This window comes from Vibrio sp. 1874 (assembly GCF_033344395.1).
Lineage (GTDB): Bacteria > Pseudomonadota > Gammaproteobacteria > Enterobacterales > Vibrionaceae > Vibrio > Vibrio alginolyticus.
The window spans coordinates 93645-113480 of the sequence record NZ_JAWPOR010000005.1; the positions used below are offsets into that span (position 1 = coordinate 93645).

Genomic DNA, 19836 nt, shown 5'->3' on the forward strand with positions numbered 1-19836 from the left:
TAGCTAGGAACCTAGATATCTAGAAATTTCACGTGAAATATTTTCTGTAGCTAAGCCTTCATATAGACTTATGCCGTGAGTGGCTCTTTCAAGCTCTTCAATAATGGCATTGTACAGCTCACTTTCATGAAATACGGGGGTGGATAAACCAGCCTTATAGAATGAATTGTAGCGGTTGAAAACAGTTCCTTCTAATGTAACTAATCCCAACCCCATGGCTTTGCCCTCTAAGCCAACGGTACTCATATTAGTCAAAACAATATCTGACTGAGCTAACTGCTCATGAAGTGAATCATTCTTACCTGAGACATGCAAGTTACTGTAGTCTGAATAATCAATAACTTGATTTGGATGCGGCCTTACAATAACTTTCCAATCATGTTCTTGAGCAAGAACATTGAGCTTTTCTCGGACTCTAAATGCAAACTCCGGGTCACCTACAATATCAGGATATAAATGAAAATGTTTAGGCAGGTGGCAGTCAGCGAACAAAAGCGTTAACTGATTTGTTTTTTTTCTTCTTTCTGTCAATTTGATACTGTCAAAAACTGGCGTACCGGTGGCAACAATTCGAGCTGAGCGACTTTTTCTTGATGCTTCCAAGTTAGATTTAACTTCACTGGAAAGGACGCAAATGATATCAGCTAACTCGTCATTAGCGATATCTAAAACTCCTGAAAGCCCACCTTCAATCCATAACCCATCGTTGATACAAAGCGTCGGTACACCACACTTCTTCGCCGCAGACAAAGACGCTCGTTCTGCTCTGATTGCATTCGTTGTGATAAGCATATCAGGAGAAAGAGATTGAATAATTTTTATTAACGTGGGCTCTGGATAAAAAGCAGCTCTTCCTTTGCTTTCATACAATGACTTTGCCTCCTCCAGACCTACGCTCTCGACAAGATCATAGTATGAGCAACCCATGTAATATAAGCTATCTTCATATTGTACTTCACCATTATGCTCGAGGTTCGCAAGGAGGCCTTCACCAGTAGTAACGACTTCCGGATCGAAGAGTTCTTTGAAAGATCGGAATGTCACATAAGGTACGCCCCGAGCAGCTAAGTAAGGAGCGGCCAAAGTCAAAGCTAGGACCGTTATCTCGTATTTATCTTTGAGCTGCTGGTAAAGGGGCTCAATGATCGTTACGTGCCCACCACCGTAACATACCATTAGCAGTTTTTTTTTCATTTCCTGACCTTAAAACTAAGATTTTACAGCGTTGCTTATATTCTTTAACTGCACTTTTAATCTATGTCGCAATAACTTAGTCATTATTTAATAATATATAAACTATAGGTAGCTAAGGACACTAATATGCAAGCAATGTATTATTAGATAAAACGAAAGAACAAATAGCATTACTAGATAGTAATAATCGAAAGTCGTTGTGATAATAGCCTTGTTGCCTACTAGCTTCATATTTTTTGTATTCAATAGCTTTGTAGTTAACTATTCATCTTCACACCGAGATAGTAATATCTCAGCGATTTTGAACTCTACAGGGAAATTGATATCAAAAACTTCTTCTACTGGCATTATAAAGTGCTTAGGCTTAGCACCGAAGAAGTAACTATTTTTCAACATATTTTTGTGCCTTTGAATAAAAATAGCACCATCTTGTGCATAAAGCGGCTCCAGCTCTGATGCTAGCGTATGCCTTTCCGCATATGGGTTATAATTTAAAACTTGAAAATTAGAGTCCCATAAGTGCTCTTTCAATTCATACACCGATAACAAAGAGTCGTACCCTTCTTGTTCAGCCTCAAAAAAAGCGTTAACAGCACTCTCATAAGTATCGACAGATACTAATGGGTTTGTACAGTGAGCCCAAACAACAACATCTGCGGAAATCAAACTACACATGTTTCCTATCATATCATTGGCACTAGCTCGTGCTTCATCACAGTAGTAGTCTGGTCTCTTTACTACTTCTGCACCTCTTGCTTTTGCTAGTTCTAAAATCGTTACGTCTTCAGAACCGACAACAACACGGCTAATAGAGGGACATTGCTTTAGAGTATCAATTTTCCGCTCTAAGAGGCTAACGCCATTGATTGGAAGAATATTTTTATTCGGAATTCTTTTGCTTCCACCGCGAGCAACTATTACTGCTACAACATCCACATTAATCACCTGTATAAATATTAGATTGGTATTAAGGATTATACCGCGTCAAGCATCGCACAATCCTAAAGTTTCTTAAACTAATCAAGTTTACACTGACTATAACAAGTTAACCACACAATCAAAGATTTGTTGGTAGCGTTAGGTGGACACTTCAAATTATTGCGTAGTGTTTTGGTTATAACCATCTCGTAAGGCTTCAAAGTTAATTTCTTGCCACTTTATCCGGCGTTTATCTAACTCCTTCAAAAATGAACGCTTCAGTCGCGATAAATTGGCACTTTGCCACTCAGAGCTTCGCTCAAAACGGCACTTATCAAAATCGATAATCCATACCTTATCTTTGTCGTCGATCAAGATATTGTGGATATTCAAATCGGTATGGTTAACGCCAACCTGATGCATCTTGGCAATTTCTTGCCCTATTTTCTGATACATTTCTACCGATAAAGACTGTTCTTGCAAGATACTAACCAGATCTCTGGCGTTTGGGATTCGCTCACTTAATAAATCAGCTTGATAGAAGAGTCCTGACTTTACGGCTCTTGCTGCAATAGGACAAGGAACGTGCACCCCAGCCTCAATTAGCGCCAACAAAAGCTGAAACTCTTGCGCACAACGGGTATTATCCCAGCCAGAGAACCAATAATGATCGTTAACTAACTTCCCAAACAAACCGCCACGACGGTAATGACGTAGTGCCGCTTGCATGTTCTCTAGTTGGATAAACCATGTCGTACCTCGCCCCGTCGCACTGCCAACCACCTTGTCGGAGGACTGCCAGTATTCCGCATCAAATATCGGTTGGCTAGGGTCTGTAATGATCTCGTCATCAAACCATATCACTTGGTTGTTGTTTTTATACTGTTGAGTCATACGCTCATCCTCTAGCCTAAATATCGGCTGACTAATATATACAACCAAGTAAATGCAGCAAACGCCAAAGCAACCATAACGGCAGCAGAGCCTATATCTTTAGCTCGACCACTGAGCTCATGCCGTTCAATACCGATACGATCCACTACCGCCTCAATCGCTGAGTTTACAAGCTCTACAATCAAGACTAATACCACGACCCCGATCATTAAGATACGCTCAACCATGTCGACATCCACTAGCCAAGCCAAAATCACAGCAATACTCAACAGAGCCAACTCTTGTCGAATGGCAGCTTCATGCTTAAAAGCCGCTTTTAATCCTTGGATCGAATAACCCGTCGCTTTAACGATGCGCTTTAGCCCGGTGTTACCCGGCTTGCCAGATTCTTGCGATTGATGTGGTCTTGTCTTTGACATTGCAGAACACTTATCAGTACTTAGCTATATTCGAGCCGTGTATTTTACATTTATTGGGGATGTCTGCATAATTTACCTGCCTCTATTCATCGAATCAGACAATAATTATGTTCACTTCTGCCCCATCGTCACTATGCGTCTTGCGTTTGTCAGCTATCGGAGACGTTTGCAATACTATCGCCACCATTCAAGCTATTCAGAAACACTGGCCTTCGACCCAGATTACTTGGATAACGGGTAAACTTGAAGCCCAGTTATTAACCGCCATCGATGGTGTAGAAGTGATTGTTTTTGATAAAAAAGCGGGACTTGATGGCTACAAATCACTTTGGCGACAGCTGAAAGGCAGAGAGTTTGATGCGCTATTGCATATGCAGTACGCGATTCGAGCGAGTGTCGCAACGTTGGGCATTAAAGCAAAATACAAACTTGGTTTCTCTTCTGATAGAAGCCAGGACTTTCAAACACTATTTACCAATGTCAAAGTGCCTTCCCCGCAATCTCTGCATGTCGCAGATGGCTTAATGGCCTTTGCCCATCAAATTGGGGTACCAAAGGCAGAACTAGACTGGGTACTTTCTTATTCAGACCGCGACCAAGCTTGGGCAGAGTCTCATATTTCTCGTAGTAAACCTAACCTGTTGATTGTGCCTGGTGCGAGCAAAGCTTATAAAAACTGGAACGCGGAAGGTTATGTGGATGTGATTCATCACGCCAGAGCAAAAGGCTGGAACGTGATTCTGGCAGGCAGCCCTGCTCAGGTAGAATTGGACCTGGCAGAGGCCATTCAATCTCGCTTGGAAGAACCGTGTCTAAATTTAGTTGGACAAAGCTCAATTCTGCAAATGCTTGCGTTAATAGATAAGGTTGAAATGGTCATCGCCCCCGATACCGGACCAGCACACATGGCAAATGCCATGAAAACGCCAATCATCGGGCTCTATGCACACCATAATCCGCTTCGAGTGGGACCTTACCGCTACCTAAAATACGTTGTCTCGGTTTATGAAGAAACGATCTTTGCGGAAACAGGCAAAAACAGTCACGAGTTAAGCTGGCGAACTCGCGCTAAAGATGAAACGGCAATGAACCGCATTACTAACATTCAAGTAATGAGCATGTTCGATCAAGTCTTAGAAGATTTGTATCCTCAATACCAGTAAACTTACTGTCTTGATTTGTTAAGAAGGAAATGACCTTGTCCAAACCAACCTTAGCCGTTGCCTTAATCGTAAAAAATGAAGAGAAGCACTTAAAAGCTTGTCTAGACACTGTGAGAGATTGGGTCGATGAGATTGTCATCCTAGATTCTGGCAGTACGGATAATACTGAATCCATCGCAAGGCAATACACAGATAAGTTTTACTCTAACTTAGACTGGCAGGGGTTCGGCAAACAGCGCCAACTTGCTCAAACTTATATCGAGTCCGATTTCGTTCTTTGGCTAGATGCTGATGAGCGCGTAACTGGCGAACTGCGTCAAGACATACTGAATGCTATCAGTCAGCACAAAGACAAAAACATCTACCAAGTTAATCGTCTAACCACTGCCTTTGCCAAAGAAATTCGTCACTCTGGCTGGTCTCCTGACTGGGTAGTCCGTTTGTATAAAACTTCACAAACTCAATACAACGATGCATTGGTGCACGAAAGCGTGGTCATTCCAAATGGATTTAACATCGTGTCATTGAACGGGCGTCTCAAGCATTTTACCTACGAAAGGCTAGGTGAATATACCCGCAAGACTCAGTTGTATATGCAGTCTTGGGCTGACCAGAGAGAAGGAAAAAAAACCGCTTCTCTACTTAGTGCATTTACGCACGGTTTTTTTCGATTCTTTAAAATGTATATCATCAAGCGTGGCTTCTTAGATGGACGACACGGATTTTTGCTAGCCGTGTTAAGCGCAAACACCACTTTTACCCGTTATGCCGATCTGTGGCTGCGTGACTACGTGAAAAAACACAATAAAGAGCAATAATATGAATATTTGCCATGTGAATTTGGCTTCTGGCTACCATGGAGGAGAAAACCAAACCCTTCAACTCATCCAGCAACAAGTCAAATTGGGTTATAACCTTACGGTAGTCGCTAACCCTAAAAGCCCTTTTGCCGATGCCATCCGTAAACTGAACGTTAAGCTAGTGCTGGCGACTCACTTTACCAAGGCACACTCTAAAGCTGTAACTCAAAATTGTTCAATCATTCATGTTCATGAAGGACGCGCAATTTATTGGGCTCTCATTCAGCACATGCTTTATGGTAAGCCTTATATCGTCACGCGCCGTATAGATAACCCTCTAAAGAAAAAGTGGCTGGCAAATTTAGCCTACACGAAAGCGAGTGCTGTAGTTGGCTTAAGCACAGCCATAGTTCAGAGAATCAAAGACGCTTACCCAACGTCTACCACTTACAAAATACCAAGCTCCCCAGTGGTATACTCTGTAGATAAACAAGCAGTTAAAGCCCTAAGAGAGCGCTTTACGGGTAAGTTTTTGGTGATTCATGCCGCAAACATGCTCAAACATAAAGGCTTCAATGTCACTATCGAAGCGACAAGGCTACTAAAAGACATTGCGCCCTCTGTTCACATCTGTTTATTGGGCGATGGTCCAGAGCGACAAACGCTTGAAGCACAAGCAGAAGGTCTGACTAACATTAGCTTTGAAGGTAAACAGAACAACATGGGTGATTGGTTTGCAGCGGCAGACTTACAAGTGCACCCATCGTATACCGAAGGGCTTGGTTCTGTCATTTTGGAAGGTATGGGCTCTGGTTTACCTGTTATTGGTACCAACGCAGGAGGCATTCCTGACATCATCGACCACAACTCAAATGGATTACTGGTTGAGCCAGGTAATTCACAAGAACTGGCAGATGCAATAGTAAAGGTTTCCCAAGATGATGAATTGAAGCAACACTTCATCGCTCAGGGGCAAGAGAAATTGAAATTGTTTGATATCAACTACACTGCTAATCAATACGTAGACATTTACGAGACAGTTTTACGATGAAAAAAGTCATATACCCAGGAACTTTCGATCCAATCACAAATGGTCACCTTGATATCATCACTCGTGCCGCAGACATGTTTGATCAAATTGTTATTGGTGTCGCGGCAAGCCCTTCTAAAAATACGCTTTTTAGCCTAGAAGAACGCGTAAAACTGGTTGAAGAATCAACAGCACATTTAAGTAATGTATCGACAGCCGGTTTTAGTGGTCTACTTGTTGATTTTGCCAGAGAGCAAGAAGCAAACGTATTGGTACGCGGCCTGAGAACAACGGTAGACTTTGAATACGAGTTCGGCCTTACCAGCATGTATCGCAAACTGTTGCCAGGCATGGAAAGCGTGTTCCTTACTCCAGCCGACGAATACGCCTTCCTTTCTTCCACTATTGTTCGTGAAGTTGCCATTCATGGTGGAGATGTGAAGCAATTTGTACCTGAATGTGTTTATATCGCTATCAATACAAAGGTAGCACAATGAGTTTCAGGAAATTTAAGTATTACGCTTCAAATGGTCTGCAAGTCTTAGTACCTAACTCCATTAGAAGTAAATCAACTCGTCGTCTTATCGATAAATACCCGATGGATTCCTATATCCAAGAGCGAGTAGACTACTACAACAAGGTTAACGAGTCATTTGAACTTCCTGAAAACGAGTCGACACGTGTTGGCGGCTACAAAAAGACAGGCGGTACAACATACTACTTCGACCTACACAAAGTAGTTAAGTCCTTCCCAGCTCAATACTTTTTCCAGTTTTTGAACGGTGATATTCGTTATGTACCAGAATACCCATCCTTTCTTAAAAGTCGACCGATTGGGGAAGACAATCAAAACTCCGTCTTACTAAAGTTAAATGAGATTCGTCACTTCCAGTTTGTTACTGATAAACTGTCATTTAGAAGCAAGAAAAACATGGCGGCTTGGCGTGGTGTTGGATACCAACCACACCGTAAAAAAGTGATTGAGCAGTTCTATAACCACCCTCAATGTAACATTGGTCAGACACAGCCAGTCAACGGCGATCCTTGGGAAAAAGGATTTATGTCGATTGAAGAACAGCTTAATTACAAGTTTTTGCTCGCCATCGAAGGCAATGATGTTGCGACTAACCTCAAGTGGGCGATGTCTTCAAACTCACTGGTAATAATGTCCAAGCCTAGGTATGAGACTTGGTTTATGGAAGGCCGCTTGCAAGCAGGTGTTCACTATGTAGAGGTGAAAGCCGATTACTCTGATTTGATAGAGAAAATGGAATACTACATCGCTCATCCTGAAGAGGCAGAAGCCATCATCCATAATGCGCACGAATGGGTAGAACAGTTTAAAAACCCTCAGCGAGAAAAATTAATCTCTCTATTAGTGGCAAAGAAGTACTTTGAAAAATCAGGGCAAATGTAATTTGCCCTAATCCATATTTCACTTCTGACACTCACCACAAAAGAAGGTATTACGCTGCCCTATTTTTAGCTCTTGAAGTCGTTCGCCGCATTCTGGGCATGGCTCTCCGGCTTTTCCGTAAACTAATAACTCTTGTGCAAAGTAACCCGGCTTTCCATCGGCTTGCGCAAAGTCTTTCAGCGTAGTCCCACCTTGCGTAATGGCAATCTCAAGTGTCATTTTGATATTTTCAACAAGTAACCCCCACTCTTGAGAAGTTAGCTTACCTGCAGGCCTTGAAGGGTGAATTCGAGATTTAAACAACGACTCATTCGCGTAGATATTTCCTACACCAACCACGACTTTGTTGTCCATGATGAACTGCTTGACGGCAACACGCTTATTTTTAGCTTTCTCTACTACATATTCCGCATTGAACTCTTCAGTTAAAGGCTCAGGCCCCATGTTTGCTAGTACAGCATGGGACTCACCAGGAGCACACCACAGCCATGCCCCAAAACGACGCGGATCGTTATAGCGCAGTATTTTTCCACTGCTTAGTTTGAGATCCACATGATCGTGCTTTGCTGGCGGAAAGTCGGCGTCTAGAACACGTAAAGACCCCGACATGCCCAAATGAACAATGGCTGTACCTGTGTTTGTCTCGATCAGTAAGTATTTCGCACGACGACTAATCGCACGGATCACCTGCCCTTCCAATTTTTTAAGCTCTGTAGGAATATCCCAGCGCAATTTAGGCGTTCGAAAAGTAAACGACTGGATCGTTTGTCCAACCATGTGGGGGCTAATCCCCATACGGCTGACTTCAACTTCTGGCAACTCAGGCATTAGATTCTCCAATTCACCGGCTAATAGTTCTCGCTGCTAGCATAATCGAAAAGAAAAACGATAAATAGGGAAGCTTATTAGGGGTATAGACGCAAAAAGGCTCTACTCTGGCATAAGGTAGTTTTCATCGACGGAGATAGCGACCCATTTGTCTTGCCAGGTTTTAAATAGCCAAAACTCAGGTAAACGAAAGAAAGTCACCCGCTGCGGCTCTTCGAGATCCTGATACCAAACTTCTACCGTTTCAGGTACCGTCAGGTTAGGTTTTAAATGATCGTACTGTTCTGAGGTGAGCTCGGTCCCTTCCAATGATTGCCAGCGTGATACAAGTTCACTGATCGGTGCATCAACTTTGATGTTGGATTGCCATCGTCCATCATGCAGTTCAAACTCCCAGCCACTATAGTACAAAGACTCCACCGTATAGTCGGAGCGAAGTACATTTGGGTAAGGGTCTGCTTGGTCTGTTAATAGGTAAGTTTTGATCCACATCGGAGCATTTAAGATCACTATAAACGCAATAATGCCCAGAATAAGAATATTGTTCCATCGGCGGCGACGAGCCGGACTCACACGCATAACCATCTCTACTCTCTTATCGTTATGAGTAAATTACCAAAGAGTATTGAGCTTGACTAGAACAACTGTGTGCAAGTGTGTAGGGAGTGGTGACTAAGCGGCAGAGGCGATCAATCAAAAATTCGAGTATAGAGTCGGACCAGTAGAATAACTTCAGCAGTGCCTTATAACCCGATGACGTACTGAACCTTTTCTTCAGCACTTTTATTCACGTAATAAAAAACCCAACTCGAAAGTTGGGTTTTTCAATTCATCAAAGAGACTGAAACCAATTATTTGATTTTTGCTTCTTTGTACATAACGTGCTGGCGAACTACTGGATCAAACTTTTTGATCTCAAATTTGCCTGGCATGTTACGCTTGTTCTTATCAGTTGTGTAGAAGTGGCCTGTACCTGCAGAAGATACTAGACGGATTTTCTCACGAACGCCTTTCTTTGCCATTGCTTATTTCCTCTTAAACGTTTTCGCCACGTGCACGCATGTCTGCAAGAACAGTATCAATACCTTTCTTGTCGATGATGCGCATACCTTTAGCAGATAGACGTAGTTTAACAAAACGTTTTTCGCTCTCTACCCAGAAACGATGAGTTTGTAGGTTCGGCAGAAAACGACGCTTAGTAGCATTTCGTGCGTGTGAACGGTTGTTACCCGTTACTGGACGCTTACCAGTTACTTGGCATACTCGTGACATGAATGTCTTCTCCAAAATCGTTTCAGCTCGATATCAACCTTGGTGGCCGAACCTCTCTATCTCTCGAAAAGAAGTTAGAGGTTAAGAACCGCTATGGAAAATCCATACAAGGCTATCAAAGGTCGCGCATTATACTAACTTGATATGCATTGCTCAAGACCCGAACAGATCCTTTTTACAGGTTTTCGTGATCTTTTTTTAGACAGCAGATTTTTTTAGCAGTCCAAGCTGAATTCAGTTAAAAATTTAGTGGCGTGGATGATAGCAGATTTTTAGCAACTAACAACCTAAAAAACGCACAGTTATATCCAGCCTCTTTCAGCAAAAGAGACACTTTCCCCATCTCCGATGACGAAATGGTCCAAAATACGAATATCCACCAATGCTAATGCGTCGGTGAGACGCCTTGTAATCCTTCTGTCAGCTTGGCTCGGCTCAGCGACGCCTGAAGGATGATTGTGCGCTAGAATCAAAGCCGCCGCGTTATGATGCAGAGCACGCTTGACGACTTCTCTCGGATAAACCGACGCGGCATCCAACGTTCCTTCAAATAAAATTTCATCTTTTATCACTCGGTGCTGGTTAAGGCGTCACCACGCTTTAGCGTTTCCGCTAAATAGCGCTGCGTCATTTCTAGTACCGCTTGCAATTGAACATACTTGGCTTGCCCCAATCCTTTGTGACGACAAAACTCTTCTTCTGATGCTGAAAATAGTTGTCTGAGCGAACCAAAGTCTTGAATAAGGAAGTCTGCGAGCTCAATCACGTTCATTCCGCGGGTGCCTGTGCGCAAGAAGATGGCCAGTAGCTCAGCATCGGTCAAAGCTTGCGGCCCTCGTTGCAGTAGCTTCTCTCTGGGCATGGACTCATTTGGCAAAGCTTTCAGTATCATCTGATGTCTCTTTATATGGAAAGTGTCCCTATTCCACAAAACAAAAAGCGAAAGTCGAGTATGACTTTCGCTTTCTTCGTGCCATCAGTGCTTTCCATGCAACTTAACAGTTCATCAGAGTTTAAAGTTGCCAACCAAGCCGTGAATTTCTGTTCCAGACTGTGATAGCTGTGTGCTGGTTGACTCGGCATGCTGCAACGTCTCATTAATGTTGTTCACGATCTGTTGAATAGCCACTAAGTTTTGGTTGATGTCTTCTGCAACCGCACTTTGTTCTTCGGCGGCAGACGCGGTTTGAATACCCATATCTCGAATCGTACCGATAGAATTATGAACACCAGAAAGAGATTGCTGAATGAGCGCCGATTCTTCCGCCGTTTTGACACCTCGTTTTTGGCTCACCGACATCGTACTGACCGCTCTTGATACACCATTTTGTAGCTGCTTAAGCATGTCACCAATTTCATGAGTACTATTTTGTGTACGACTGGCTAACGAGCGCACTTCATCCGCAACGACGGCAAACCCTCGACCTTGCTCACCGGCTCTAGCCGCTTCAATCGCCGCATTTAGGGCCAACAAATTCGTTTGCTCGGCTATCTCGCCAATCACATCCAGCACTTTGGTTATTTTTTCGGTCTGTAAACTCAACTCAGAAATTGCATCTGACGTGCTGTCTATCTCCGTCACGAGTTCGGTAATGCCTTCTATTGCTTGCTCGACCTCATGCTGAGCGGCGGTGACTTGACTGTTGGCATCGTCAATTGCCTGCGCGGTCGCATTAGTATTGCTGGCTACTTCTTTGGCAGTCATGCTCATTTGCGTCACTGCCGTCACGACTTTGTCCGTCTCTAAACAGTGATCCTGCATTTGAACGCTCGCTTGGCTGGTCTGAGTGTTCAGGCTTTGAGAAACGGTCTGTACTGTTGTCGCAGAGCGATGAATGTCCTGCATTAGTGGGTGCAGCTTATCCATAAACTCATTAAACGCGGCCGCCACTTCACCGACTTCATCCTGACTTTCGACTTTTAAACGAGCCGTTAAGTCACCGCCGCCTGCGGCAACATCTTTTAATGAAGCCGCGACATGTTGTAATGGCTGAATGCCTTTAGACACCACGATACTGGTGAGAACACTGGTAATGATCAATCCAATAGCGGAAATCAACACGGCAGATAATGTATGCTCTTTTAGCTCTTGAGTCTTTAACTCTCTGTGCATCGCAACTTGCTGGTCGATGTCATCAATATAAACGCCAGTACCTAAAACCCAGTCCCATTTCGATAGATATTCTGCATAGCCCAACTTAGGCGCTTGTGCGTCAATGGTCGGTTTGTGCCACGAGAAATAGAGGAACCCATCCCCTTTTTGAGAAGCGTCAATCAAGCCCGCAATAACTGCGACCCCATTTTCATCTTTTAAGTCGTAAAGGTTTTTACCCTCTAATGCAGGTTTGATGGCGTGCAACGTATTCACACCTTGAGAGTCGTAGGCAAAAAAGTAGCCATCGCTTTCAAAGCGCATGGCTTTCAGAATTTCTTTTGCTGCCTCTTTATTACTTCCATTTACATCCGCGTCGTATAACGGTTTTATCGCCGTCACGCCCATCATCATGTAGGCTTGTAACTCTTTCTTTTTCGTTTCGATGAGCTCTTGCCTGTCTCTTGCTAGCTCCGCTTCCAAACTTTTACTGCTGTTGATGTAATACACCACTGAGATCAACGTAGTGATCAACAACAGCGGAATTAGGGTTATCAGCAGCAATTTGTTTTGACTTTTCAACACCATGGTTTCCACTACCTCTTTTTCCTTTCAGACTTGCAAACTCCGCGCAACTTGTCTGTGAGGTAGGCGAGAATTTTCCCTTCCTCGGTCAGATTAATACTCTGGAGTTTGATGTGAATTATCTTCTCGTTATATATGCTCGGGCGGTCAGACTTTGAATTGTGTTAAAATCCGGTCATCAAATTGGAGATCTCACATGCAAACACTAGCAGGAAAGAAAATTCTACTCGGCATCAGTGGCGGTATTGCCGCGTATAAATGTGCGGAGCTAACCCGTCGCCTCATAGAGAGAGGAGCGCAAGTTCAAGTTGTAATGACGAAAGCCGCAAAAGAGTTCATTACCCCTTTAACCATGCAAGCCGTTTCTGGCCGTCCTGTCTCGGACAGTTTACTAGACCCAGCAGCGGAAGCCTCTATGGGCCATATTGAATTGGCCAAATGGGCAGATTTAGTGCTACTAGCGCCCGCGACCGCGGACTTAATCGCGCGCATGTCCGCAGGCATGGGGAACGATTTACTTACCACGCTCGTGCTCGCGACGGATTCCCCTGTTGCTGTTTCTCCTGCGATGAATCAACAGATGTATCGCAATATCGCAACCCAAGAGAACATCGCTACGTTAGCGCGTCGTGGTATGCACATCTGGGGCCCTGCGGCAGGAGAGCAAGCCTGTGGTGATGTGGGACCAGGTCGAATGCTGGAACCAATGCAGCTAGTACATCTATGTGAACAGTTCTTTCAACCAAAATTGCTAGAAGGTAAGTCGATACTCATTACCGCCGGACCAACTCGCGAAGCGATTGATCCAGTGCGTTACATTACTAACCATAGCTCCGGGAAAATGGGCTATGCATTGGCGAGCGCCGCAGCGCAGATGGGAGCAAAAGTCACCCTCGTGAGCGGTCCTGTCAGTTTAAATACGCCCGTAGGTGTTGAGCGCATAAATGTTTCCAGTGCCCAAGAGATGCACGAAGCCGTTATGACACATGCAAACCAGCATGATGCCTTTATTAGCTGCGCTGCCGTTGCCGACTACCGCCCACAAACGATCGCGTCTCAAAAGTTGAAAAAGACAGAAGACAACGACGAAATGGTCATTAATATGGTTAAAAATCCTGATATTGTTGCATCTGTGGCAGCAATGACGGAGAAGCGTCCGTTTACCGTCGGTTTTGCGGCTGAAACCAATGATGTAGAGACCTATGCTCGAGGCAAATTAACAAAGAAAAACCTCGATATGATCTGTGCAAACGACGTTTCGGTTGCAGGGCAAGGATTTAACAGCAACGACAACGCAATTACCCTTTACTGGCCTGAAGGTGAACTTGCGCTCGCTTTAGAATCAAAAGAAGCATTGAGCTTTAAAATTCTCGAAAAAATGCATCAATTGATGTAACTAACGTTTGAAAACCCTGCCAATTTTTTACAAAAGCTGGCATAAATTTGGTACAAAAATGACAACTAAGGGTGTTAAATCTCCCATTCCACCCTTAGTGGTCTAGTTTGAGGCGAAATAGCGTCTTATAATCCCCTCCGCTCAACTTTGTATTTTGAAAGGAAGTAACTAATGGCCGGCAGTAAAAAATCCAACCGTCGTGAAGAGATCTTACAAGCATTGGCAGAAATGCTTGAATCAACAGATGGTGCTTCACGCATTACTACGGCAAAACTGGCCAAGCAAGTCGGCGTTTCAGAAGCCGCTCTGTATCGTCATTTCCCAAGTAAAGCGCGCATGTTCGAAGGATTGATTGAGTTCATTGAAGAAGCCTTGATGACACGTATCAACCGTATTCTAGACGACGAAAAAGATACACTAGAGCGTATTCGTATGGTGATGCACCTTATTTTGGCGTTCTCTGAACGTAACCCAGGTCTGACACGCATTTTGTCGGGTCATGCTCTAATGTTTGAAAATGAACGCCTACGTGAACGCATCAATCAACTCTTTGAGCGTATAGAAACACAATTGCGCCAAATCCTGCGTGAACGTAAGATTCGTGAAGGGAAGTCTTTCCCTGTCGAAGAGCGCATCCTAGCCGCGCAAATTCTGGGACAAGTTGAGGGGAGCCTAAACCGCTTTGTGCGTAGCGACTTTAAATACCAGCCGACTGCAAACTTTGACGAGTACTGGGCGCTTTTGAGTGCACAAATAAAGTAAAAGACTATGAGTAAAGACAAATACACGCAGCCCGAGTTTTCTCTTTCACTTCTTCACCCTCGTAACTGGGGCGTATGGCTTGGTTTTGGTCTGTTGGCCATCCTCGTCAATATTCTTCCTTATCGGCTGCTGCTTTCATTAGGTCGTTCACTCGGTAAACTTGGCATGCGCTACGGTAAAAAGCGTGTCCACGTTGCTCAGCGTAACTTAGAATTGGCCTTTCCAGACAAAACAACTGAAGAGATTCAATATATTGTTGAAGAGAACTTCAAAAATACCGGTATGGCACTGATAGAAACCGGAATCACTTGGTTCTGGCCGACTTGGCGCTTTAAAAACCTGATCGTCGAGAAAGATCTCGGCGCACTGCGTGAAAAAGCCAAAGAAGGTAAAGGCGTCCTACTTTGTTGTGTCCATGCTCTAAATCTAGAGATCACTGCGCGTGCTTTCGCCGTGTTAGGCGTGGCCGGGTACGGCGCGTTTCGTCCGCATAATAATCCTGCTTATAACTTTATCCAGTATTGGGGACGGACACATAACGGCAATAAACTGATTGATCGTAAAGATGTAAAAAAGATGATTCGTGTTTTACGCAGCGGTGAGCGTCTGTTCTATTTACCGGATCACGATTACGGTCGCAAAAAATCAGTATTTGTGCCCTTCTTTGCCGTAGACAATGCGTGTACGACAACAGGCACGAGCATTCTGGCGTATACCTCAAAATGTGCGATCATCCCAGGCTCAGGGTTTCGCAATGACGAAGGAAAATACGACATCATCGCCGATAAGTGCATTGAAGCCGATTATCCACAAAAAGACGAAGTCGCCGCTGCCGCTTATATGAACAAGTATGTGGAAGAAGTCATTCTACGCGCTCCAGAGCAATGGATGTGGCTCCATAAACGCTATAAAACCATGCAAGATGAGCATGTCGAGAAAGGCATTCGCTATAAGTAAGTGGTCAAGGCGATGAATCCAAAAACAAAAAAGGGCAGATGAATATCCATCTGCCCTTTTTACTTTTTCAGAAAAAGTAACCAATTAAATGCCGTATTCTGCGCGGTATGCTTTGACTGCTTCTAGATGCTCTTTGTCTTTGCCTTTCTCTTCAAGGAAAGTCACAAGGTCAGTCAGGCTAACGATCGAGATGATTGCACAACCAAAGTCACGCTCCACTTCTTGGATCGCAGACAATTCACCTTTGCCTTTTTCTTGGCGGTCAATCGCAACCAACACACCAGCAAGGTCTGCACCATTCGCCTTGATGATTTCCATCGATTCACGAATCGCAGTACCTGCTGTGATTACGTCATCCACTAGCATGATTCGACCTTCAAGCGCAGAGCCTACAAGGTTACCGCCTTCGCCGTGATCTTTCGCTTCTTTACGGTTGAAGCAGTAAGGCGTGTCGATATCGTGGTGATCCGCCAGCGCGACTGCTGTTGTCGTCGCGATTGGGATACCTTTGTACGCCGGGCCAAACAGTACATCAAACTCAATGCCAGAATCAGCGAGCGCGGCTGCGTAAAAACGACCAAGACGCGCTAGGTCACGACCAGTATTGAAAAGACCAGCGTTAAAGAAGTACGGGCTTTTACGGCCAGATTTCAAAGTAAACTCACCAAACTTAAGAACTTCTTTCTCAAGTGCAAACTCAATAAATTCACGCTGGTATGCTTTCATTATTTTCTCTCTATGTCCTTGGTTTCTTGTGTCTCTTCTCGACAATCATTCATTTCTCTATTGTCGAGATAAAAAAATAGCCCCCATAATGGGAGCTATCTAAATCAATTGGCTAACGCCGCCTTCTGCGCTGCGACAATTTCCGTAATGCCGACTTTCGCCGACTCGAGCAATGCCATCAGCTGTTCGTGACTGAACGGTTCACCTTCTGCGGTGCCCTGAATTTCAATCATCTTGCCTTCTTCTGTCATTACCACGTTCATGTCTGTGTCTGCCGCTGAATCTTCAACGTATTCAAGGTCACACAGAACATCATCACCTAGCAAACCAACTGAAACTGCCGCTACGTGGCCTTTCATTGGGTTTGCTTTTAGCTTGCCGCTATCTACTAGGTGTTGGAATGCATCGGCCATTGCAACACTTGCGCCGCTGATGGATGCAGTACGCGTACCACCGTCAGCTTGGATAACGTCACAGTCAACGGTGATCATGAACTCACCCATGGCTTTTAGGTCGACAACAGCGCGTAGGCTTCGCGCGATAAGACGCTGAATTTCCATCGTACGGCCGCCTTGTTTGCCACTTGCCGCTTCACGACGAGTACGCGAATGTGTTGCTCGAGGTAGCATGCCGTATTCAGCTGTAACCCAGCCTTTACCTTGACCTTTTAGCCAACGTGGCACAGATTCTTCGACGGTCGCATTACACAACACTTTGGTGTTACCGAACTCAACTAGCACTGACCCTTCAGCGTAAGCTGTGTAGTTACGAGTAATTTTGATAGGGCGAACTTGATCCGCCTTGCGATCGTTTGGACGCATGGGCATCTACCTTAAATATGAGGAGAAGACGATTTGGTTGGGCGAAGATTATAACGGAATCGATTCCGGATTCATAGGTTACGCCGCTGGCACAACATAAACAATCCATACATCCCGCGCACCTATCGACGCAGCGTGATACACTCTTGAAGTAATTTTCAAAAAATGAAGACAGGAAAATTCGATGATTTACAGTATGACAGCGTATGCACGCAAAGAAGTAAAAGGCGATTGGGGTTCTGCGGTATGGGAAATCCGCAGCGTGAACCAGCGTTATTTAGAAACATACTTCCGCATGCCAGAACAATTTCGCGGATTAGAGCCCGTTTTACGTGAGCGCTTTCGTAAGCGCTTAGCGCGAGGCAAAGTAGAATGTAATCTGCGTTTTGAAGCAAACCCTGCCGCAAAAGGTGAGCTTAGCATCAATGAAGCGCTTGCTAGCCAGGTAATTAAAGCCGCTGAACAAGTCATGCACATGACTGGTGAACTGAGCCGAATCAATCCATTTCAAGTCATGCAATGGCCGGGGGTAATGGAAACGCCAGAGCAAGACATGGATGCGGTAAATAAAGTGCTACTAGAAGCGTTTGATGGCGCAATGGATGAATTTATTGAAGCGCGCGCTCGTGAAGGCGAGAACATGAAGGCGCTGATTGAGCAACGCCTAGAAGCGATCACATCAGAAGTTGTGAAAGTGCGCGCACGCATGCCAGAAATACTAGAGTGGCAACGTGAGCGTCTGTTCTCTAAATTTGAAGATGCGAAAGTAGAGCTAGACCCATCTCGCGTTGAGCAAGAGCTAATCCTTCTGGCACAGAAATCAGACGTAGCAGAAGAGCTAGACCGTCTTGATTCTCACGTAAAAGAAACCACAAACATTCTGAAAAAAGGTGGCGCAGTCGGTCGTCGTCTGGACTTCATGATGCAAGAGTTCAACCGTGAATCGAACACGCTAGCGTCGAAATCCATCAGCACCGACATCACCGCATCGGGCGTTGAACTGAAAGTTCTAATTGAACAGATGCGTGAGCAGATCCAAAACATTGAATGATCTAAAAGTCATCGAGTATTGAAACAAAAAAGCCCCGCTAATACGGGGCTTTCTTTTATTCGTCTTTTTCCAAGGTACTGTTATCAACGTAGGGCCAATAATGATGTCCAATTCTGATCAGCAAAGTAGCCGCAGCCAAAATAAACGCAGCCAGAGATAACCACACAACCAAAACTGCATCCAGCTCTTTCATTCCGAGAGTGATATAGCGGGCGATCGCCATCATCGCGATGTAGATAGGATAGCGTACCGGAATTTTACCGTTCATCACGAACTGCTGCACCATGGCGAGCACTTCCAGATAGATAAACATCAAAAGAATATCTGTGAGTAAGACACGCTTCTCTATAAATACGTGCACAAACTCTTGCATCATGGCGTACAACGTCGCCAAGGTAATAGAGACTAATAACACCGCCTCCAAAATATGGAAGATTTTCAGGAAAGGTCGACTAAAGGATTTCGGTAAATTCGACGGCATGGTCCATTATCCAAACAAAGAAAATAGGCCTTGAGTTTAGCATGCAACGATCTTCAATCAATCAGAATAAACATCAGTGCGAATCGACTCCAAGTCCTGGCATTTGCTTATAAAAACGCTCCGCTTATTTGGCGGAGCGCTTTTGTGTTATAGGACCTGTGGCATCACTTACGCCACTTGCTGCTTTTTTTCAGCTACGCGCTTTTTCTTCCGATATTTAGGGTGAGTGATCGGAATCGCAGATAGGAGTTTTTTGGTGTATTCGTTTTGCGGGTTTGCATAAATTTCTTTAGCGCTGCCTGCTTCTACCACTTTACCAAAATACATCACGGCAACTTTGTCAGAGACATGTTTCACCACCGAGAGATCGTGAGAGATAAATATGATCGCCAAATTCATTTCTTGTTGCAGTTGTAGCAATAGGTTCAAGATTTGCGCCTGTACCGACACATCTAACGCAGATACCGATTCATCACAAATCAGTAGTTTAGGCTTCAATGCAATCGCGCGAGCAATACCGATACGCTGCCGTTGTCCGCCTGAAAATTCATGTGGATAACGGTTTACTGCCGTTTCTGGTAATCCCACTTTGATTAAAAGCTCTTTTACCCACTGTTTACGCTCTGTTGGCGTGCCAATTTTATGAATAACAAACGGTTCTTCCAGAATCATACCGATGGTATGACGCTGATTGAGTGACTCCATTGGGTCTTGAAAGACGATTTGCATGTCTTTACGCAGCGAGCGCATCTCTTTAACAGACAATTTAGTGATGTCTTTACCTTCAAAGAAAATCTTACCTTCTGTTGGCTCATATAACTTTAAGATCGTGCGACCAAGGGTGCTTTTACCACAACCTGACTCACCAACTAGCCCCAGTGTTTCACCTTCAGAAACAGACAGTGAAACCCCGTCTACCGCTTTGATGGTGTAGCCTTTCTTGAACAGCCCTTTACCAGAAACAAAGTGCTGCTTAAGATTTTCAATTCTTAATACTTCTTTTGCCATAACATCCTCTTTTATGACTGGT

22 protein-coding genes and 1 pseudogene are annotated in these 19836 nt (G+C 44.3%); 9 read left to right on the forward strand and 14 right to left on the reverse strand.

Going from position 1 to position 19836, the window contains the following annotated elements:
- Nucleotides 1-3 precede the first annotated feature (3 nt).
- The 4 genes from R8N46_RS12325 to R8N46_RS12340 form a co-directional block, all read right to left on the reverse strand.
- A complete protein-coding gene (locus R8N46_RS12325; protein WP_043035981.1) occupies nucleotides 4-1194 on the reverse strand; it encodes a hypothetical protein in 1191 nt (396 codons plus the stop codon).
- A 261-nt stretch (nucleotides 1195-1455) separates the two neighbouring features.
- Nucleotides 1456-2130: a cytidylyltransferase domain-containing protein gene (locus R8N46_RS12330; protein ID WP_052499839.1), complete on the reverse strand. Its 675-nt coding sequence runs from the start codon at nucleotides 2128-2130 to the stop codon at nucleotides 1456-1458.
- Between the two features lie 159 nt (nucleotides 2131-2289).
- Entirely contained in the window at nucleotides 2290-3006 is a 717-nt protein-coding gene (locus tag R8N46_RS12335; protein WP_318098403.1) for a 3-deoxy-D-manno-octulosonic acid kinase, read from the reverse strand.
- 11 nt (nucleotides 3007-3017) lie between these two features.
- Nucleotides 3018-3425 (reverse strand): diacylglycerol kinase, encoded by a 408-nt coding sequence (locus R8N46_RS12340; protein WP_318098402.1) that lies wholly within the window; start codon nucleotides 3423-3425, stop codon nucleotides 3018-3020.
- Between the two features lie 107 nt (nucleotides 3426-3532).
- Here R8N46_RS12340 and R8N46_RS12345 point away from each other — a divergent pair, with 107 nt between their 5' ends.
- Genes R8N46_RS12345 through R8N46_RS12365 form a run of 5 tightly spaced genes read left to right on the forward strand, consistent with a single transcriptional unit; the run spans nucleotide 3533 to nucleotide 7835 of the window.
- Entirely contained in the window at nucleotides 3533-4588 is a 1056-nt protein-coding gene (locus tag R8N46_RS12345) for a glycosyltransferase family 9 protein (protein ID WP_318098401.1), read from the forward strand.
- 35 nt (nucleotides 4589-4623) lie between these two features.
- Nucleotides 4624-5406, forward strand: a complete 783-nt coding sequence (locus R8N46_RS12350; RefSeq protein ID WP_140367259.1) for a glycosyltransferase family 2 protein — start codon at nucleotides 4624-4626, stop codon at nucleotides 5404-5406.
- Between the two features lies 1 nt (nucleotide 5407).
- Nucleotides 5408-6439 carry a glycosyltransferase family 4 protein gene (locus R8N46_RS12355; RefSeq protein ID WP_262602438.1) on the forward strand — a complete coding sequence of 344 codons (1032 nt, stop codon included), beginning with the start codon at nucleotides 5408-5410 and terminating at the stop codon, nucleotides 6437-6439.
- Nucleotides 6436-6915, forward strand: coding sequence for a pantetheine-phosphate adenylyltransferase (gene coaD / locus R8N46_RS12360; protein ID WP_074191918.1), 480 nt, complete (start codon nucleotides 6436-6438; stop codon nucleotides 6913-6915). Before R8N46_RS12355 ends, coaD begins: the two co-directional genes overlap by 4 nt.
- On the forward strand, nucleotides 6912-7835 hold the full coding sequence (locus tag R8N46_RS12365; protein ID WP_318098400.1) for a glycosyl transferase family 90: 924 nt from the start codon (nucleotides 6912-6914) through the stop codon (nucleotides 7833-7835). Before coaD ends, R8N46_RS12365 begins: the two co-directional genes overlap by 4 nt.
- An 18-nt stretch (nucleotides 7836-7853) precedes the next feature.
- Here R8N46_RS12365 and mutM read toward each other — a convergent pair whose 3' ends face one another.
- From mutM to R8N46_RS12395, 6 genes and pseudogenes are all read right to left on the reverse strand, one after another.
- The gene (gene mutM / locus R8N46_RS12370) at nucleotides 7854-8663 is read right to left on the reverse strand and encodes a bifunctional DNA-formamidopyrimidine glycosylase/DNA-(apurinic or apyrimidinic site) lyase (protein ID WP_213913748.1); all 810 of its coding nucleotides are present in this window, start codon (nucleotides 8661-8663) and stop codon (nucleotides 7854-7856) included.
- Between the two features lie 102 nt (nucleotides 8664-8765).
- Nucleotides 8766-9242, reverse strand: coding sequence for a hypothetical protein (locus R8N46_RS12375; RefSeq protein WP_317387604.1), 477 nt, complete (start codon nucleotides 9240-9242; stop codon nucleotides 8766-8768).
- Between the two features lie 272 nt (nucleotides 9243-9514).
- A complete protein-coding gene (gene rpmG, locus R8N46_RS12380) occupies nucleotides 9515-9685 on the reverse strand; it encodes a 50S ribosomal protein L33 (RefSeq protein WP_004410866.1) in 171 nt (56 codons plus the stop codon).
- Nucleotides 9686-9698: 13 nt separating this feature from the next.
- The gene (gene rpmB / locus R8N46_RS12385; RefSeq protein ID WP_005384783.1) at nucleotides 9699-9935 is read right to left on the reverse strand and encodes a 50S ribosomal protein L28; all 237 of its coding nucleotides are present in this window, start codon (nucleotides 9933-9935) and stop codon (nucleotides 9699-9701) included.
- 302 nt (nucleotides 9936-10237) lie between these two features.
- Nucleotides 10238-10827, reverse strand: a pseudogene (locus tag R8N46_RS12390) (JAB domain-containing protein).
- A 114-nt stretch (nucleotides 10828-10941) separates the two neighbouring features.
- On the reverse strand, nucleotides 10942-12615 hold the full coding sequence (locus tag R8N46_RS12395; protein WP_318098446.1) for a methyl-accepting chemotaxis protein: 1674 nt from the start codon (nucleotides 12613-12615) through the stop codon (nucleotides 10942-10944).
- 193 nt (nucleotides 12616-12808) lie between these two features.
- Between R8N46_RS12395 and coaBC the strand changes: the two genes are divergently transcribed.
- From coaBC to R8N46_RS12410, 3 genes are all read left to right on the forward strand, one after another.
- Nucleotides 12809-14008: a bifunctional phosphopantothenoylcysteine decarboxylase/phosphopantothenate--cysteine ligase CoaBC gene (coaBC, locus tag R8N46_RS12400; RefSeq protein WP_017820705.1), complete on the forward strand. Its 1200-nt coding sequence runs from the start codon at nucleotides 12809-12811 to the stop codon at nucleotides 14006-14008.
- Between the two features lie 171 nt (nucleotides 14009-14179).
- The gene (slmA, locus tag R8N46_RS12405; RefSeq protein WP_005379386.1) at nucleotides 14180-14770 is read left to right on the forward strand and encodes a nucleoid occlusion factor SlmA; all 591 of its coding nucleotides are present in this window, start codon (nucleotides 14180-14182) and stop codon (nucleotides 14768-14770) included.
- Between the two features lie 6 nt (nucleotides 14771-14776).
- On the forward strand, nucleotides 14777-15727 hold the full coding sequence (locus tag R8N46_RS12410; protein WP_318098399.1) for a Kdo(2)-lipid IV(A) acyltransferase: 951 nt from the start codon (nucleotides 14777-14779) through the stop codon (nucleotides 15725-15727).
- A gap of 84 nt (nucleotides 15728-15811) precedes the next feature.
- Here R8N46_RS12410 and pyrE read toward each other — a convergent pair whose 3' ends face one another.
- Together pyrE and rph are read right to left on the reverse strand one after the other, a co-directional pair.
- Entirely contained in the window at nucleotides 15812-16453 is a 642-nt protein-coding gene (pyrE, locus tag R8N46_RS12415; protein ID WP_182038436.1) for an orotate phosphoribosyltransferase, read from the reverse strand.
- 104 nt (nucleotides 16454-16557) lie between these two features.
- Complete coding sequence (rph, locus tag R8N46_RS12420) at nucleotides 16558-17274, reverse strand: ribonuclease PH (protein WP_017634994.1); 717 nt, start codon at nucleotides 17272-17274, stop codon at nucleotides 16558-16560.
- Between the two features lie 184 nt (nucleotides 17275-17458).
- On the opposite strand from rph, the gene R8N46_RS12425 reads away from it, so the two are divergent.
- On the forward strand, nucleotides 17459-18325 hold the full coding sequence (locus R8N46_RS12425) for a YicC/YloC family endoribonuclease (protein ID WP_005384776.1): 867 nt from the start codon (nucleotides 17459-17461) through the stop codon (nucleotides 18323-18325).
- Nucleotides 18326-18380: 55 nt separating this feature from the next.
- Here R8N46_RS12425 and R8N46_RS12430 read toward each other — a convergent pair whose 3' ends face one another.
- Nucleotides 18381-18806, reverse strand: coding sequence for a phosphate-starvation-inducible protein PsiE (locus R8N46_RS12430; protein WP_104979941.1), 426 nt, complete (start codon nucleotides 18804-18806; stop codon nucleotides 18381-18383).
- Nucleotides 18807-18974: 168 nt separating this feature from the next.
- Nucleotides 18975-19814 carry an ABC transporter ATP-binding protein gene (locus tag R8N46_RS12435; RefSeq protein ID WP_005379372.1) on the reverse strand — a complete coding sequence of 280 codons (840 nt, stop codon included), beginning with the start codon at nucleotides 19812-19814 and terminating at the stop codon, nucleotides 18975-18977.
- Between the last annotated feature and the right edge of the window lie 22 nt (nucleotides 19815-19836).